This is a genomic window from Pararhizobium qamdonense (assembly GCF_029277445.1).
GTDB classification, from domain to species: domain Bacteria; phylum Pseudomonadota; class Alphaproteobacteria; order Rhizobiales; family Rhizobiaceae; genus Pararhizobium; species Pararhizobium qamdonense.
In genome coordinates this window covers 601,711-616,868 of record NZ_CP119567.1, presented here as the reverse complement: position 1 = coordinate 616,868, position 15,158 = coordinate 601,711, and the positions used below count along the sequence as shown (strand labels likewise).

The window sequence follows — 15,158 nt, the reverse complement described above, 5'->3', positions numbered from 1 at the left end:
GATCGATGCTCCTTAAGCTGCCGAGGCGCCGCGCGTGACGATGGTACCGACAGCCGAAACCAGCTTGTCGAGGATGAACCCGACGACGCCGATATAGGCCAGCGCGACGATGATGTCGGGCAGGCGCGACGAGTTCCACGCATCCCAGATGAAGAAACCGATGCCGACGCCGCCGGTCAGCATTTCCGCCGCGACGATGGCGAGCCAGGAGAGGCCAATGCCGATGCGCAGACCCGTGAAGATGTAAGGAGCGGCAGAGGGCAGCATGATCTTGAAGAAGAACTCGACCTGGTTGAGACACAGCACCTTGGCGACGTTGCGGTAATCCTGCGGGATGTTGCGCACGCCGACGGCGGTGTTGATGATCACCGGCCAGATGGAGGTGATGAAGATCACGAAGATCGCCGACGGGTTGGAATCCTGGAATGCGGCCAGCGATAGCGGCAGCCAGGCGAGCGGCGGCACGGTGCGCAGGATCTGGAAGATCGGATCGAGACCCCGCATCGCCCAGATCGACTGGCCGATCAGCGCGCCGACGAGGACGCCGGTGACGGCGGCGAGGCCGAAGCCATAGGCGACCCGTTGCAGCGAGATCAGCACACGCCAGCCAAGGCCGATATCCTGCGATCCGTAGTTGAAAAACGGATAGGCGATCAGGTCGTAGCTTTCCTGCCAGACCTGCGATGGCGGCGGCAGCGTCGCGCCCACCTCCGAACAGAGAACCTGCCAGACGGCCATGAGAACGGCGAGAACGACCAGCGGCGGCACGACGTTGCGCGCCATTGCGGTTGCCATTTTTCCGGCGTTGAATTTTGCGGTGGGCCTGCCGGGCAGGGCGATGACCTGACCGTTTTTGGATATTGCCGGCAGTATTGTTGGGCGTTCTTTATGGGCAGCTGCTGTCATCGTCTTCGTCCTCGATCGTGAATCCGGCTGTGTTGGTGAGCCCCTCATCCGCCCTTGCGGGCACCTTCTCCCCGCACGCGAGGCGAAGGAGGAAGCGGCTCGTTGCGTCGTCCCCTCTCCCCGCGTGCGGGGAGAAGGCTAGGGTGAGGGGCAGTGCCCGCAACTGTCATTGAGAACCCCATCAGGACGCAGCCTTGATCGGCAGGCTGTCGAGATAGGCGGACGGGTTTTCCGGATCGAAGACCTTGCCGTCGAAGAAGGTTTCCGTGCCGCGCGAGGTGGTGGCGGGAATATCGGTGGCGGCAATGCCGAGGTCTGCGGCAGCAGCGCGCCAGATATCTTCGCGGTTCACCTGATCGACCAGTGCCTTGATGTCCGTATCCGGCGCGAATTTGCCCCAGCGGATGTTCTCGGCGATGAACCAGGTGTCGTGGGACTTGAACGGGTAGGATGCGCCGTTCGCCCAGAACTTCATCTGAAGATCGGTACCATCGGCGACACGGCCATTGCCGTAGTTGATGTTGCCCTTCAACCGGCCGATAATGTCTTTTGCAGGCACATTGAACCATTGGCGCCGGCCGACGATCGCGGCCATTTCGTCCTTGTTGTCCATGCTCTCGCACCAGATCTGGGCCTCCATAACCGCCATCATCAGTGCCTTGGCGGCATTGGGGTTTTTCTCGACCCAATCGGCGCGAAGCCCGAGCGCCTTTTCCGGGTGACCCTTCCAGATTTCGCCGGTGGAGGCTGCGGTAAAGCCGATGCCTTGGTTGACCAGCTGCTCGTTCCACGGCTCGCCGACGCAGAACGCGTCCATATTGCCGACCTTCATATTGGCCACCATCTGCGGCGGCGGCACGACGATGGTGGAGACGTCCTTGTCGGGATCGATGCCGCCGGCGGCCAGCCAATAGCGCAGCCACAGGTCATGCGTGCCGCCGGGGAAGGTCATCGCCACTTTGATGTCGCCGCCGTCGGCCTTCTTTTTCGCAAAGGCTGCCTTCAGCTTGGAGGCATCGAGCTGAACGCCGGTATCGGCATAGTCCTTGCCGACTGAGATTGCCTGGCCGTCACAGTTGAGCCGGGCAAGGATTGCCATCGGCACCGGGACATTGTTTTGCGTAACCTTGCCGGCATGCATCAGGTAGGGCATGGGCGAGAGGATATGTGCACCATCGATGCCATTTGCGGCACCGCCCAGCACCAGGTTGTCGCGCGTCGCACCCCAGGAGGCCTGCTTGGCAACCTCGACATCCGGCAAGCCATGCTTTTCGAAAAAGCCCTTTTCCTTTGCGATCACCAGCGCGGCCGCATCGGTCAGCGCGATATAGCCGAGCTTGACACCGGTGACTTCCGGACCGGCAGTGGCTGCGAAAGCGCCCGACGGGAAAGTGGTCTTGATAGCGGTGAACAAGGCCGCTGCCGCAGTCGTCTTGAGAAGAGTGCGGCGGGTCATGCCGTTGCTCAAAGTAAATGTCATGGTTTCTTCCCTGTGGTTGCGGGGACTGTGACGGGCCGGAAATTTGGCAATAAAAAAACGCCGCTCGGAGATTGCACCCGCCGGGAGAAATTTCATCCCGGACTGCAAAAACCTTACGACGTCGATGTCTGTGCGAACGCCAGTCTTGGGTTCGGCTCGCCGCGATCGCCATTGACCGCTGCGATTTATGTCATGCAATGGCTGTGCCAGTTTCGAACGAAAAATCTATCCCATTGAAATGGATGGGTTTCCCATGAAAATCATATGGTCGCACAAAATGTGATCATGACTTTATGTTGCAAAATTTTTCAGCGTTTGCTTTTGCGGTGCTGACGTGTCCGGAGAAATTTTGTGCAATGCAAAATGCTGGGGGTCAAATGTCATCGCCGAAACGGCCGTCGCGCAGGACTGTCTTGACCGGAAATCCCGCGACGTAATCGGCGATCCGCCCGGGATCGAAGACCTGGCCATCCATGAAGCGGTCACCGTCTGCAGCGCCCTCGATAGCCATGTCTGCCTCTGCCGGGCAAGCCTCCGCGCCAAGCGCATGGCGGTAGATATCCGGCCTATAGGCGGAGGCCGCCGCCGTCCCACCCTCAGGCGAAAAATCGGTCTGACCCCAGCGGATCATCTGGCTGTAAAGCCAAAGCGCCTGGCTCGGCCGCGGGTAATTGGCCGCGCCCGCATGGAAGGTGAAGTAGTTGGTGATGATGCGCCTGTTGCCCTCGGCATCAAGGTTGAATTCGCCAGCGAGAACCCGGCGGATAATATCGACCGGGGCGGAGATATAGCGGCTGTCGGCCAGTGCCTCAGATAGCGCATCATGATTGACCGGGTCATCACACCAGCGCGCGGCGGCATCGAGCGCCACGATCAGCCGTGAGACGGTTTCCGGGTGAGTTTCTGCCCATTCCGGCCGCATGCCGATCACCTTTTCCGGTGCTGACGGCCATATATCCTGTTTGGCGGCGACGATGCGGCCGACGCCGCGCTCGGACGCGACCATATTCCAGGGCGCGCCAACGCAAAAGCCATCGATGGCACCAGCTGCCAGTGCGTCCGATGTCATCGGCGGCGGCACGACGACGAGTTTGACATCCTTATCCGGATCGATGCCGCCGGCGGCCAGCCAGAAGCGGAACTCGTAGTTATGGGAGGAGAAGGGGTAGGTGACCCCCAGCGTTGGCAGCGGTTCGCCGCGTGCCTTCATGCCAAGGATCACCTTGGCCAGCGCCCGCGCATTGTCCAGTGCGCCGGCCGTCTCCGGAAGCTCTGCCTCGCGCCGCATGCGGGCATAGAGCCGGGCCGAAAGCGTAATGGCGTTACCGCCACGCCCCAGCGAAAATGGCGTGATGGTCGGCGAAGGGTTGGAGCCGAGGCCCAGCATCGAGGCAACCGGCATGGGCGACAGCATATGGGCGATGTCAAACTGGCGGAAGGCCAGCCGGTCGCGGACATTGGCCCAGGACACGTCCTTGACGAGATCGAGAAGGATGCCTTCCTTCTGCGCGAAGCCGAATTCGGCGGCTGCAATCAGAACGGAGGCATCGACAAGCGGAATGAACCCGGCGCGCAGGGTGCGCGGTCCTTCGCCGGTCAGCCGTCCAGGCGCCGCCAGTTGGCTATTGCCGCCGGGCGGTGCGCCGGACGGATGCGTGGATTTCGTCATCATGTTCACTCCACTGCCTCCCTGGGCATCCCGGCTGTCACATCAAAAGCCGTGCGGCGGTGACGACGCTTTGCGCGATGTCCGCCATCTTCTTCTTTTCGTTCATGGCTGTCTGGCGCAGCAGTGCGAAAGCCTGCTCTTCCGACAGACCGCGCATCTTCATCAAAATGCCCTTGGCGCGCTCGACGATCTTGCGCTCTTCAAGCGCCGATTTCGCCTGCGCCAGTTCGCGCTGCAGTCTTGAGAACGCGTTGAAACGGCTGACGGCCATGTCGAGGATCGGTTTGACCCGCTCCTTTTTCAGGCCATCGACGATATAGGCGGAGACGCCGGCATCGACGGCAGCCTCGATGGAGGCCGTGTCCGAGCGATCGACAAACATGGCGATCGGCCGCCCGACGGTCCGGGTCAGCTGGAACAGGTGCTCCATCATGTCGCGATTTGGGTTTTCCAGATCGATAAAGATCACATCGGGCCGCAGCGTCTCGATGATCCGCGCAATACCATTGACCTCGTGCACGACGGTCACATTCGCATGCCCCGCCTCGCGCAATCCTTCCTCGATGATCGACGCGCGGATCGCGTTCTCATCGATGACAAGAATGGTGAGGTCGAGATAAGCCATTCGGCATTCATGACGCAGCGCAACAAAGAGCGCAACATGAAATCGCCTAAAATTGGGGCATTTTCGGAAAAGATCAAAACCTAGGCGTTTTGGCTTGCCCCCGCAGGCGCGCAGGCAGAGGCGTGAGAGTTGGAACGCGTAGAGACTTTAGGAATACGGCCCCATACTCGTCAGCCTGCTTCCAATGTTGGCTACCTCGATAGGCGGATATCGCTGGTCACGACGTTCCGGCCGGTCTTCGGATCCTTGTCTGTCGTGCGCAGGCGCAAACCCTTGGCGCCAATCTTTTCGATCGTCATTTGGGCGCTGCGATCGCCGTTGATCTCCCGGCTCCAGCGGACGGCAAAGTTGATCGTGTCGCCGCGCCTGGTCCCGGAAAGCCGCGAGGGACGTCCTGACGGGCCGATATAGGTACCGCTGTAAGTCGCTCCGTTTGCCTTGATATCGGCCGAGACCGCCCGGCGCACGACAAGCAGACCCCGGCACTGTCCCGTCATGGACAATGCCGCGCCCCTCGGACGGCTCGTGAAAGCGCATGTTACATTGACAGGGGAGGAGCCGATTTTCGTGATCACGATGCCCTTGCCTGACCAGGCACCACCAATCGATTTCAGAAAACCGCTTTCGTCTGCAAGGACAGGCTGGGAAAAGGCTGCGATGATGACCGCAGCCATAAGAGCGATTTTCATGGGGAATCCTTCGACAATTGCGCGCATCAGGCACAATCGCCATCCTTGGAAAAGGTTCCATAATCGCATCGGCACGGGACTGACTATCGGGGAGGGCGGTCAGCAATGTTGCCAGATGAAGCCAGCGGCTTTTAGGCCGCCTTCCTCGTGGCATCGAAGGGGATTTCGACATCGACCACGAGTGTCGAGACCTGGATGCCGCGCTCCAGCTTGACGCTGACTTTTTCGCTGTCGATCTCCATATGCTTGGAAATCGCCCGGAGAATTTCGTCGCGCAATTTGACGACGAGGTCGCTGTCGCCAGCCGATGCCCGTTCATGCGCAAGCAGCACCTGCAGCCGTTCGCGGGCAGCCGGTGCGGACTGCGATTTGGAAAACAGACGGAACAGATTCATGCCGCTTTCCTTCCGAAGATCTTGCCGAACAGGCTGCGCTTTTCGCCGGGGATGGTGATCGGCAGGATCTCGCCTCTCAGCCTGCGCGCCGCATCGAAATAGGCCATGGCCGGCGCACTGCGGCCGTCCGCGAGCGTGACGGGGGCGCCGACGTTCGACGCGCGCAGCACATCCATGCTTTCCGGAATGATGCCGAGAAGCGGGATCGACAGGATATCGAGGACGTCGTCAACTTTCAGCATATCGCCGCGTTCGGCGCGGCCCGCGTCGTAACGGGTCAAGAGCAGGTGCTTTTCCATCTGTTCGCCGTTTTCGGCCTTCAGTGTCTTGGAATCGAGCAACCCAATGATGCGGTCGGAATCGCGCACCGAGGAAACTTCCGGATTGGTCACGACGATTGCCACGTCGGCATGACGCATGGCGAGTGTCGCGCCGCGTTCGATACCTGCGGGACTGTCGCAGATCACCCAATCAAAAGCGTTCTTCAACGCTTCGATAACCTTCTCGACGCCTTCCGGCGTCAGATTGTCCTTGTCGCGGGTTTGCGAGGCGGCGAGCAGGTAGAGCGTTTCGACGCGCTTGTCGCGGATCAGCGCCTGCGTCAGCTTGGCTTCGCCCTGGATGACATTGACGAGATCATAGACGACGCGCCGTTCAGCGCCCATCACGAGGTCGAGATTGCGCAGGCCGACGTCGAAATCCACGACCACAACCTTGTCGCCATTTTGCGCGAGCGCTGCGCCCAAAGCTGCGGTCGATGTCGTCTTGCCGACCCCGCCCTTGCCGGACGTCACCACAATTACCTTGCCCATATACCTCTCCAATTCAACAAAACCGTCTTCGTTTTAGCCGAGCGCTTCAGCCTTGATCGTCTCGCCTTCAAGCCAGATCTGCACCGCTTTTCCCCGCAGCCGCGGATCCATGTCCTCCGCCGTCTGGTAGAACCCGTCGATCGCGATCAGCTCCGCTTCCAGCTTGCGGCAGAAGATGCGCGCCGACGCGTTGCCCATCGTGCCCGCCATCGCCCGCCCTCTCAGCGCGCCATAGACATGGATCGATCCCCCCGCGACCACCTCCGCCCCGGATGCTACCGAGCCGGTAATGGTGATGTCGCCCTCGGGATGAAACAGCGCCTGCCCCGAGCGAACCGGTTGGCTGACAACAAGCGACGGCGCGGCTTTCGTTGGTGCAGAGGAAGAGGCTATGACAGCCTCCACCACCGCTGCGTCCGCCAAGGCTGGCTTTTCCGTTTCCCCGGCACTCGGCAATTCCACATCGGAGGCCGGACGCCCATCCTGCATGGCTGGCGGCAGGTCGGGCCCGAGCAAAGAAGAGCGCGCACCCTCGATCCCCATCACTCTGACGTTTCGCGCACCGAGCTGGCTGACAAGCTCGCGCAGCTGCGCACGATCGATCTCAAGACCCTGAACATCGAGCACGATCGGGCGCCGCAGGAAGAACCCGGCGGAACGGGACGCAAGCGCATCGAGCTGCACGAGCCAATCTTCAAATGGCAGCTCGGGCGCCAACGCAAGCGCAAGAAAGGATCGCCCCTTAAGACGGATCGGCCGGGATTGTGTTAACACATCATTCAACTTGGTAAATTTTCCGTTGCCACCCTTCTGCGAGAAAATGGTTAACAGAAGGTTAATGGAGTGAACTGGCGCCGCCGTCAGAAACACTGATCGAGACCCGGTTCATCCCGGTAAAAGCCCTGTAGATGGTGGCAATGCAGCACTGTCTTGCCGGAACCTGATAGGTGCGTGCCGGAAAGATGCAGGCACCAGCAGGAAGATTTAAAATCCGTCCATCGTCACACATGATGCGGAACGGGCGGTTTGCGTCGTTCCGCCGAATCTGCCTGCTATATTTGGAGACCGATTCGAGATTGGCATCCTGTGAGAACAATCAGCAATGCGGCTGGAACATGCGGGCGGCGGCCAGTGCGATTTTCCGCCTCGCCACCATCCTAAAAATTGACTGTTCGCCGTACCGGTTCACGCCGGTCGATCACCTGCCGTACCTGCCGCCGGTCGCGCCGCAGGATGTCGAGGCAATCGTTGCCGAACCATTCCAGCGAGGCATCGATCTGTGGATCGCCGGACAGCTCGGCGAGAAAGGTGGTGTAGTCGACAGCACCTTCAAACAGCGGCGTCATGCCGGTGCGCCGTCCTGCGGCGGCATAGACATTGGCGGGTTCGAACACGGAAAGATCGGACCGGTCGCGAATGTTCTTCAGGTGATAGTGACGGATATGGGGCTTTATCTCGCGGTGCACGGCGACGGGGTCGGCGCCGCTTTCCCAGACATGCAAACTGTCGTAGTTGATGGCGAAGAAGGGATGATCGACCTCGGTGATCAGTTGCAGGGTCGAGCCTGCAGTATCGGCCAATGTCTGCGGGTGGGTTTCCACCAGCAGATGGATGCCATAGCTGGCGGTGATGGCGCAGATATCGCGCAGCCGGTTGACCATCACGCGCCGGTCCTCAGCCGATGTGGCAAGACTGCCGCGATTGCCGGCAAATGTGCGGATTTTCCGCGTTCGCCAGCGGCGGGCGAGCCGGCATAGTTCCACGGTCTTGAGGCGCAAGGTTTCGGGATCGGCATCAACAGGCAGATAGTCGCTGATCATTGGCACCGAAAGCCCGAAATTGTCCAGCCATTCCGCGTTGCGGTCCGGCTGTTGTGCCAGATTGCGCGCATGCGCACCCCAGAGCTCGATGCCCTGGAAATCGTTGGACTGCGCCCAGGCGGCGATTTCACCGAGCGAAATGAGATGGTGACGAAAGGTGATGGTGCAAAGCGAAACTCGCATCAGACAGCCCTTTTCAGCATTGTGACATTGACGCGCGGCGAAACATTCTGTTCGCACCAGAGATCGAAGACCTCCGCCAGTTTGTCTTTCAGCCTGGTCTCCAGCCGGCCGGCCTCATCGAGCCTTTCGAACACTGGCGTTGCCAGCGCGTGATCTCCGGTTTGCGAGAGTTTCATGCAGGCGTAGTGCAGCGTCTTGAGCGATTGCACCAGCGCCTCGATCGCCTCGCACCATGTTTCAAACTCCACCGCCGGCAGTTTCAGCGCGCGCCAGAAGAAGGCGAAGCCGTGCTCATAGGCATATTTGCGGATGGTGATAACGGGCAGTTCGCGCACTGCAGCCGTCAGGCTGGACAGCGTTATGTCGCCGTCTCCGGCAAGATGTGCGGTGACGATGGCACGCACGGCGTCAACGAGCGGGTTCGTCTCTCTCACGAAGCAGGCTTCGAAATAGGCTTTGAGATCGTCCGGTTCGGGCGTTCGCGCTTGCGTACTGTCGAAGACGTAGCCACCGCCGACGGTGGGCTGCATGATGGCGTGAATGACCTTTTCGCGCGCGATCTCGCCTTCCCAGCGATAATCGGGATCGTGCACGAACCAGGTTTGCGGATCGCCGGTTTCCTGGAGCATCAGGTAATGCGGGAACGGGTTCTGGTTGAACTTGTTTTCGCGTTCCGGCAGGTGGAACATGTCCAGCATCACCATGACGGACCCGGTGTCGCTGCGGTTGCGAAGCAGGTCGAGCAGCGACGCGAGGTTTTCGATCTTGGTCCTTTCAGGATCGTACCACTCCCGAACCGCGACGCCATAAAGCCGCTGGAACCATCCATGCAGGAATTCCTGGGTGATCTCGGGGGCGTGATAAAGCAGTTCGAACCTCTCGCCGATGGCAAATTGTGCGTCCCAGACACCGAAGTAGAACGGCCTGTGATCAAGGCCCCGGCGCTTCAGGCCGTCGCAGACGCAACTGACGAAGCAGTGAACCTTGATGTCGTAATAGGCCTCTCCGTGTACGCCTTCGTCGCTGGTGCCGCCGGTGAGGGCAAACGCCGGGACCACGGCCGTGGCATCGCCCTGATGGTACAGCGCAACCAGATCGGCGACGGTGTCGATATCCTGTTTGGCGATCGCCTCTTCCGGAACCGACAGGCCGTATTCCAGCTCGAGATTGAGGAAGATCTGCAGGATCAGCACGGAATCGAGGTAGAGGTCCTCGTTCAGGCGCGCATCAGGACCGAAGCCGTCCAGATGCGCATGCTGCATATGTCCGCTCAAAACCGTATGGATGGCGGTGAGGATTTCGCTCTGGGTCATGATGCCGCTCCGGCGGAAGGGGTTGCAAACTCGCCTGCGGCATGGCGTTCCGCCACGTCGCGGCGGCTGATCTTGCCGTTTGCCTGGCGCGGAATGGCGCCGACCTGCAGGATCTCCATCGGCAGCTGATGGCTGGCCAGGTGCCGGCTGCACCATTCGCGCACCGACTGCGGTGCCAGACTTTGGCTGGCGCTGAACAGCAGCGCGACACGCTCGCCTGCAAACCGGTCTGCCTTGCGGAAGGCAACGGCGTCGGTGACATCGGGCATGATCATGACGGCGTCCTCGACATCCTTCGGATAGACGTTCAATCCGGAGACGTTGATCATGTCGTCTAGGCGGGAGATGAAGACGAGCATGCCGTTATCGCTGATATAGCCGAGGTCGCGCGTGTGGATCACGCTGCCGGCCGCATTCTTCACCACGATCTCGCCAGCGTCATCGGCGCTACCGCCGGTTTCAGCCGTCAGATGCGGCAGGACGAACCCCATGTCTCCCGTAGCGGTCACGTCGGGGTTGATGGCGATGCAACCCGCTTCAGAGCAGCCATATTGCTGGAACATGTGATGGCTTTTCGCGCGGATCAGCGAGAACCAGGCATCGGGCAACAGCGTGCCGGATGTCATGGTTGCGTGGATCTGCTCATCCTGCGGCAACAGCCGGGCGAGCGTGTGCAGGATCGCCGGTGACGAATAGAGCAGCGGCCGTTCGGTTTCGCGCAGTATTTTCAGGAGATATTTCGGATTGGCAGTATTGACGACCACCGGCACCTGGCCGCGCTTCAGCGCCACGAGAATACCGCAGATCAGCCCGTAGGAATGGGTGGCCGGGCAGGCGACGACCGGGGTCATATCTTCCGGCTCTGCGAATGTGCGGACATAGCTCTCGATTTCCGCGTCGATTTCGTCCCAGCTCCGCGCCACGCATTTTGGCGCGCCCGTCGTGCCGGAGCTCATCTGCAGAAGCTGGCCTTTCTCAAAAGATACCGACGGTGCATCGAGCACTTCCGCTGTCAGGCTGTTGTAAAACAGCCGGTCGCAGCCGGCGCCGATGGCAAGCTTGTGGGCGGCGGCATAGGGCGTGCCGGGATGGATCGGCAGGACGCTGGCGCCGGCCGTGCGGATGGCGAAAAACAGCGACAGCCAGTCCACCGTTTCTGCAAAGCACACCGCGTAGCTGCCGCCATAGCGCGATAAAAGGCCGGTTTGCTCCGTCAGGCGGGCGGAGGCTTCTTCGAAGTAGGCGTGGTCGTAAAGCCTGTCATCGATCTTGATCATGGCTTTCTCCTTCGTTGCAGCTGATCGGCCGCCAAGGCATTGGGCACCGTGTGGTGGTACTCAGGCTTCAGCGCGAACAGCTTTCGCGTCATCAGGGATTCAGTGAGGATATGGGACCGGTCGTGGCCGAGCTGCGCCTGCCTTTCCATAGCGCCTTGCTCAACGGCGTAGGACGACAGGAGGCTTTCGACCCGCTGCCAGAAACGCTGTTCCGGCAGGTCGTAGCAATGGTCGAGCAGGTGGGAAATTTCGGTGAGATTGTAGACGAACAGCGTATCCATCACCAGTTCGCGGAGCGAATCCAGATTGTCTGTCCAGTAATATTGGTCTGGCTCGGCCTGACGGTAGAGCGGGTTCAACGAGAGGAAATCCGGGGCCTTTGCGGGCTCGCGCAGGAAGGCCGGGCAAAATTCCATGCTGTCGTGGAAATCGCGCAGGATCAGCCGTACCGGCCAGCCGTCACGGTGGACCAGAAGCATGTTCTGGCCATGAGCCTCCACAGCGATGCCGTGATGGACAAGCAGATGCCAGACAGGCAGGACGGAGATTTCGATAAGCCGGTTCATCCATGCCATCAGGCCGAAACGTTCGATCCAGTCGCCCGCAAATGGCCTGCCATCCGCCTCGACCATCATCAGGGCGTTGAAGGGAATGAGCGCCTCGCCCGGCGACAGCGTTGCCTGCACATTCTGCCGCCAGATCGCGCCGATCTGCCCTGCAAGCGGGCCGTCGGCATCGGCGATGATCCCGGCATATTCCTGCAGGACAGTGAGTGGATACCGGTCACGAAACAGCGGATCGCTCTCGACGATAGCGGCGATCCAGCGCGAGAGCACCGGTGCGGTGCACACCGAGTGCGGCTCCAGAGTGCGCCGCGACGAGGTGTTGATCATGTTGAGTGGCAGCTTGATGCTGGCTGCAAGCGGGCGGTCCTGGTTCAAGAGCGAGCGCACCGATTGTGTTGCGGTATAGCGATCTCCGGCCGGTCCAAGGCAATGGGCCTCGCCAGCGCTGATCCAGCCGTCACCCAAGGTTTCAGCGAGATTGCGCCATTGCCATGGATGCATCGGCACCAGCCCGAAGTCTTCCGCTGACAGGCCGAGTTGCGCCTGCATTGTTTGCAGATGTACCCATGTTTCGTCACCGAGTTCGGTTTTCCAGAAAATGGTCTCCTCCTCCGGCAAGGCATGGCGAAGATGCTTGCGGGCCACGAGCAGCCAGACCAGTTGGAAGGCGTTGCCGGTTTCCGGGCCGTAGGCGGCGTGATCAGCCTCGGAAAATCCGGTCCTTGCCTTGTAGCAGGGGTGATAGGGATGGCCTTCGTCCAGCGCGCCTTCGAGCGCGGAAAAAGACATGGAGCGGCGCTGCCGGGGGGCGATATGGCGATCATTCCACTCTGAAAAGCCGATCGTCTGCGTCATCTCGCCGAGAAGCTTGCCGCGGGTCATACCGGTACCGGGCAGGGCGGAGACGAATTGTGCGGTCGAGACTTCGCCCCAGATACCGCTATCCTCGACCTCTATCGAGCCGGCCATCGGGCGAATACGCCCGAATGGTCCAACGGACCCGCTGCAGCGGTAGGAGCGGCCACCCAATGTCCATTGGAAGCGCGTCAGGCCGCCGTCAATGCTTTGACTGGCGTCGATGACACCTTCGTAGAGAAGGGCGGCCACCAGTTGGCGCAACACCCGCTCACCGGGTTGCCCTTTGAGATCAAGAGGCAATGGCATGGCTGGTCCTTGGAACGGTCAGTGCTGCCGGCCCTCTCAAAGGGTTGGGCATGGGACGGTAAAGCAACGGCGCATTGTCCGACTGCAACTCATCGACATCGAACAGCCGCGTCGTCAGGTTGGCTTTCGACGCAATGGTCGGCAGGTCGAGAACGTGGCGGGCGAAATCCCGGCCAGCGCCGGTCATGCCGTGTGCGCAGCGTTCGAGATGCGCGCGCATCATCCGCAACAGCTGCCCTTCGCCGCACAGCCCGTCATGTCCCATGCGGCTGATGATTGAAAACACCTGATTGACGATCAGGTAATAGGCGAACCGGTCGCGGATTTCCGCCTCCGGGAAATAGAGCGAGCCTATGGCTTCCGTTTCGGGAACATGGCCTGACAAAAGGCTGCGGTAGCGCTCGGACAGATAGAAGCCCTGATTGTCGCGATAATAGCTGACGGTGGGATAGCCGGTTCCGATATCCAGCAGGCTGTTTTGCTGATGCGCTTCCAGCGCGATACCGTAATCGTCGTAAAGCTTGATCAGCGGTTCGACTGCGCAGGTGAGATAATGCTGAAACCAGACGAGCGCGGCATCGGACACAGCTTCGCCGTCGCGCATGGCGATGTTGCGGATAAGGCGTTCCAGCCGGGACAGTTCGCCCGCAACAGGATCGGCGGTCAGGGCGGCGACGGTGATGATGCCTTTGCCCTTGTCACCTGAAAACGGGTTTTCGCGCAGGATCACCTCAAATCCGCTTTCGCTGCGGCCGGGAATGTCGAGCGTGATATAGGCCGGGTCCTGGATGATCTGGAAGTGTTTCGACCGCCGCGCAAAACCGATCCGGTCGATCAGCTTTGCCATCGCGACACCGGCTTCCAGCTCCTGGCGCCGGTTGAGGCGAAGCGAATTGGTGATGCGAACTGGAAGCGAGAATTTCAGCATCCAGTCCTTATCGCCGCTATAGACAGTGCGGACGGACGAGGTCGCCGTGAACGGCGAACCGGCCGGGCCAAGATGGCGCAGGATCCCACTGTGTCGCATGGCCTGGATATCGGGATCGAGCAGCAGAGCCTCTGCCTGCAGGGGATGCATGGGCAGCAGGTATTCGTCCTGCCCGGCGGCAAGGGGTTCGCCCGCGCTGTCCACTAAGGAGAGGACGATATCGGGGGCTGCAACCGGCCGCGCCGAGGCATGGCGGACATGGTCCATTTTGGCGGCAAAGTAATGCAGCTTGAACTGGCCGCGCAATTCCGGCGCGTAGCTTTCCTGCTGCCAGAAGGTCATGCCCTGCCGGCTCTTCGGCGTCGGGTGCAGCCAATGGCCGAACACGAGCGACTGTTCGGCCTCGATGAAGTGATCTCCATCGGCCGGAACCGGGTTTGCCTTTTCGATGAACAGTGCAGTCTGCTGATAGCTTTGCAGCACACGCATCAGCAGTTCGAGTTCAAAGCCGCGCAGAACATCGGCCTGTCCCTCGTCCGCCTGGCGATAGGATTCGTGGATGAGGCTGTGAAGTGCGGAGATCAGCTCGAGCGGCCGCCAGATCGCGTCCGAAGCGCCCCTGCACCAGACCCGCCCAAAATGCTGCGGGCCGCACAGCGACGCTGAGGTAATCTCGGCGCGAAGGATGATCTGCTGGCGGGGCAGCGACCATTCGATGCAATCCACCGGGCCAGCCGCTGTCCTGTGCAGCACCGATGTGCCGGCATTCACTTCGCGCAGATAGCAATTGGCAAAACTCTGGAAGGTCGCCATTTCTGCGATTTGCCTAGACGATTGCATCGTGTCGTTCCTCGGCACGCGGAGCCGCGCAAGAGCGTTGTCATCCAACGCGATGAAATTCATGGATGAATTCGGTTTGTCTCTTCGACCGTCAGCCGGGCGGCTGCCATAGAAGGGGGCCGCTGTTTTCCCGGAACGCGAACCGCAGGAGGTGATCCTCGACCACGGATTTGGTGTCAGTCAGATTGGCCTCGTCGGGCGACTGCACCCGGATGTTGAGGCCATCCGGATCGGCTTGAAGATATCCTGTTCCGCAGGAAAATCTGAGCTCTCCCTGATCGTCCGCTTGGGTGACGTCGATCTTGTGGGCGAAATGCTTGCAGAGCTGGGTCAGATATTTCTGGCCGTTTTCCGTCGCAAAACGGGTTGTCGCTTCTTGCATCTGGAACTCCTGTCTTTCGACTTTGGGTCTTGGAGAGCGGCCTGCGGCGATGTTTCGCCGGTTTCCCACTCTCGTCTTTCGCGCATCGCCGGACCGGCGATGCAATCAG

The 15,158-nt window shown here is 60.6% G+C and carries 14 protein-coding genes; all 14 read right to left on the bottom strand.

The window, feature by feature from the left end:
- Window positions 1-12 precede the first annotated feature (12 nt).
- The gene (ntrB, locus tag PYR65_RS24065; protein WP_276121271.1) at window positions 13-906 is read right to left on the bottom strand and encodes a nitrate ABC transporter permease; all 894 of its coding nucleotides are present in this window, start codon (window positions 904-906) and stop codon (window positions 13-15) included.
- Window positions 907-1,087: 181 nt separating this feature from the next.
- The gene (locus PYR65_RS24060; RefSeq protein ID WP_276121270.1) at window positions 1,088-2,386 is read right to left on the bottom strand and encodes a CmpA/NrtA family ABC transporter substrate-binding protein; all 1,299 of its coding nucleotides are present in this window, start codon (window positions 2,384-2,386) and stop codon (window positions 1,088-1,090) included.
- A gap of 373 nt (window positions 2,387-2,759) precedes the next feature.
- Entirely contained in the window at window positions 2,760-4,064 is a 1,305-nt protein-coding gene (locus PYR65_RS24055; protein ID WP_407951341.1) for a CmpA/NrtA family ABC transporter substrate-binding protein, read from the bottom strand.
- A gap of 28 nt (window positions 4,065-4,092) precedes the next feature.
- Entirely contained in the window at window positions 4,093-4,680 is a 588-nt protein-coding gene (locus PYR65_RS24050; protein ID WP_060636604.1) for an ANTAR domain-containing response regulator, read from the bottom strand.
- A gap of 191 nt (window positions 4,681-4,871) precedes the next feature.
- Entirely contained in the window at window positions 4,872-5,369 is a 498-nt protein-coding gene (locus PYR65_RS24045; protein WP_276121268.1) for a hypothetical protein, read from the bottom strand.
- Between the two features lie 131 nt (window positions 5,370-5,500).
- Window positions 5,501-5,764 (bottom strand): cell division topological specificity factor MinE, encoded by a 264-nt coding sequence (gene minE, locus PYR65_RS24040; RefSeq protein WP_060636602.1) that lies wholly within the window; start codon window positions 5,762-5,764, stop codon window positions 5,501-5,503.
- The gene (minD, locus tag PYR65_RS24035) at window positions 5,761-6,576 is read right to left on the bottom strand and encodes a septum site-determining protein MinD (protein WP_060636601.1); all 816 of its coding nucleotides are present in this window, start codon (window positions 6,574-6,576) and stop codon (window positions 5,761-5,763) included. Before minD ends, minE begins: the two co-directional genes overlap by 4 nt.
- A 33-nt stretch (window positions 6,577-6,609) precedes the next feature.
- Entirely contained in the window at window positions 6,610-7,359 is a 750-nt protein-coding gene (minC, locus tag PYR65_RS24030; RefSeq protein ID WP_060636600.1) for a septum site-determining protein MinC, read from the bottom strand.
- Between the two features lie 374 nt (window positions 7,360-7,733).
- On the bottom strand, window positions 7,734-8,579 hold the full coding sequence (locus PYR65_RS24025) for a sugar phosphate isomerase/epimerase family protein (RefSeq protein WP_276121267.1): 846 nt from the start codon (window positions 8,577-8,579) through the stop codon (window positions 7,734-7,736).
- Window positions 8,579-9,892, bottom strand: coding sequence for a DUF6005 family protein (locus PYR65_RS24020; RefSeq protein ID WP_276121266.1), 1,314 nt, complete (start codon window positions 9,890-9,892; stop codon window positions 8,579-8,581). Before PYR65_RS24020 ends, PYR65_RS24025 begins: the two co-directional genes overlap by 1 nt.
- The gene (locus PYR65_RS24015; RefSeq protein WP_276121265.1) at window positions 9,889-11,169 is read right to left on the bottom strand and encodes an AMP-binding protein; all 1,281 of its coding nucleotides are present in this window, start codon (window positions 11,167-11,169) and stop codon (window positions 9,889-9,891) included. The genes PYR65_RS24020 and PYR65_RS24015 overlap by 4 nt, the downstream gene beginning before the upstream one ends.
- The gene (locus PYR65_RS24010) at window positions 11,166-12,899 is read right to left on the bottom strand and encodes an IucA/IucC family protein (protein WP_276121264.1); all 1,734 of its coding nucleotides are present in this window, start codon (window positions 12,897-12,899) and stop codon (window positions 11,166-11,168) included. The genes PYR65_RS24015 and PYR65_RS24010 overlap by 4 nt, the downstream gene beginning before the upstream one ends.
- Window positions 12,883-14,667: an IucA/IucC family protein gene (locus PYR65_RS24005; protein ID WP_276121263.1), complete on the bottom strand. Its 1,785-nt coding sequence runs from the start codon at window positions 14,665-14,667 to the stop codon at window positions 12,883-12,885. The genes PYR65_RS24010 and PYR65_RS24005 overlap by 17 nt, the downstream gene beginning before the upstream one ends.
- A 91-nt stretch (window positions 14,668-14,758) precedes the next feature.
- Window positions 14,759-15,049, bottom strand: a complete 291-nt coding sequence (locus tag PYR65_RS24000; protein WP_276121262.1) for a DUF2218 domain-containing protein — start codon at window positions 15,047-15,049, stop codon at window positions 14,759-14,761.
- Window positions 15,050-15,158 lie beyond the last annotated feature (109 nt).

Excerpts from the sequence above, each read along its gene's own strand:
- ntrB (WP_276121271.1), bottom strand. The coding sequence starts at position 906 with ATGACAGCAGCTGCCCATAAAGAACGCCCAACAATACTGCCGGCAATA.
- PYR65_RS24060 (WP_276121270.1), bottom strand. The coding sequence starts at position 2,386 with ATGACATTTACTTTGAGCAACGGCATGACCCGCCGCACTCTTCTCAAG.
- PYR65_RS24050 (WP_060636604.1), bottom strand. The coding sequence starts at position 4,680 with ATGGCTTATCTCGACCTCACCATTCTTGTCATCGATGAGAACGCGATC.
- PYR65_RS24045 (WP_276121268.1), bottom strand. The coding sequence starts at position 5,369 with ATGAAAATCGCTCTTATGGCTGCGGTCATCATCGCAGCCTTTTCCCAG.
- minE (WP_060636602.1), bottom strand. The coding sequence starts at position 5,764 with ATGAATCTGTTCCGTCTGTTTTCCAAATCGCAGTCCGCACCGGCTGCC.
- minD (WP_060636601.1), bottom strand. The coding sequence starts at position 6,576 with ATGGGCAAGGTAATTGTGGTGACGTCCGGCAAGGGCGGGGTCGGCAAG.
- PYR65_RS24025 (WP_276121267.1), bottom strand. The coding sequence starts at position 8,579 with ATGCGAGTTTCGCTTTGCACCATCACCTTTCGTCACCATCTCATTTCG.
- PYR65_RS24020 (WP_276121266.1), bottom strand. The coding sequence starts at position 9,892 with ATGACCCAGAGCGAAATCCTCACCGCCATCCATACGGTTTTGAGCGGA.
- PYR65_RS24015 (WP_276121265.1), bottom strand. The coding sequence starts at position 11,169 with ATGATCAAGATCGATGACAGGCTTTACGACCACGCCTACTTCGAAGAA.
- PYR65_RS24010 (WP_276121264.1), bottom strand. The coding sequence starts at position 12,899 with ATGCCATTGCCTCTTGATCTCAAAGGGCAACCCGGTGAGCGGGTGTTG.
- PYR65_RS24005 (WP_276121263.1), bottom strand. The coding sequence starts at position 14,667 with ATGCAATCGTCTAGGCAAATCGCAGAAATGGCGACCTTCCAGAGTTTT.
- PYR65_RS24000 (WP_276121262.1), bottom strand. The coding sequence starts at position 15,049 with ATGCAAGAAGCGACAACCCGTTTTGCGACGGAAAACGGCCAGAAATAT.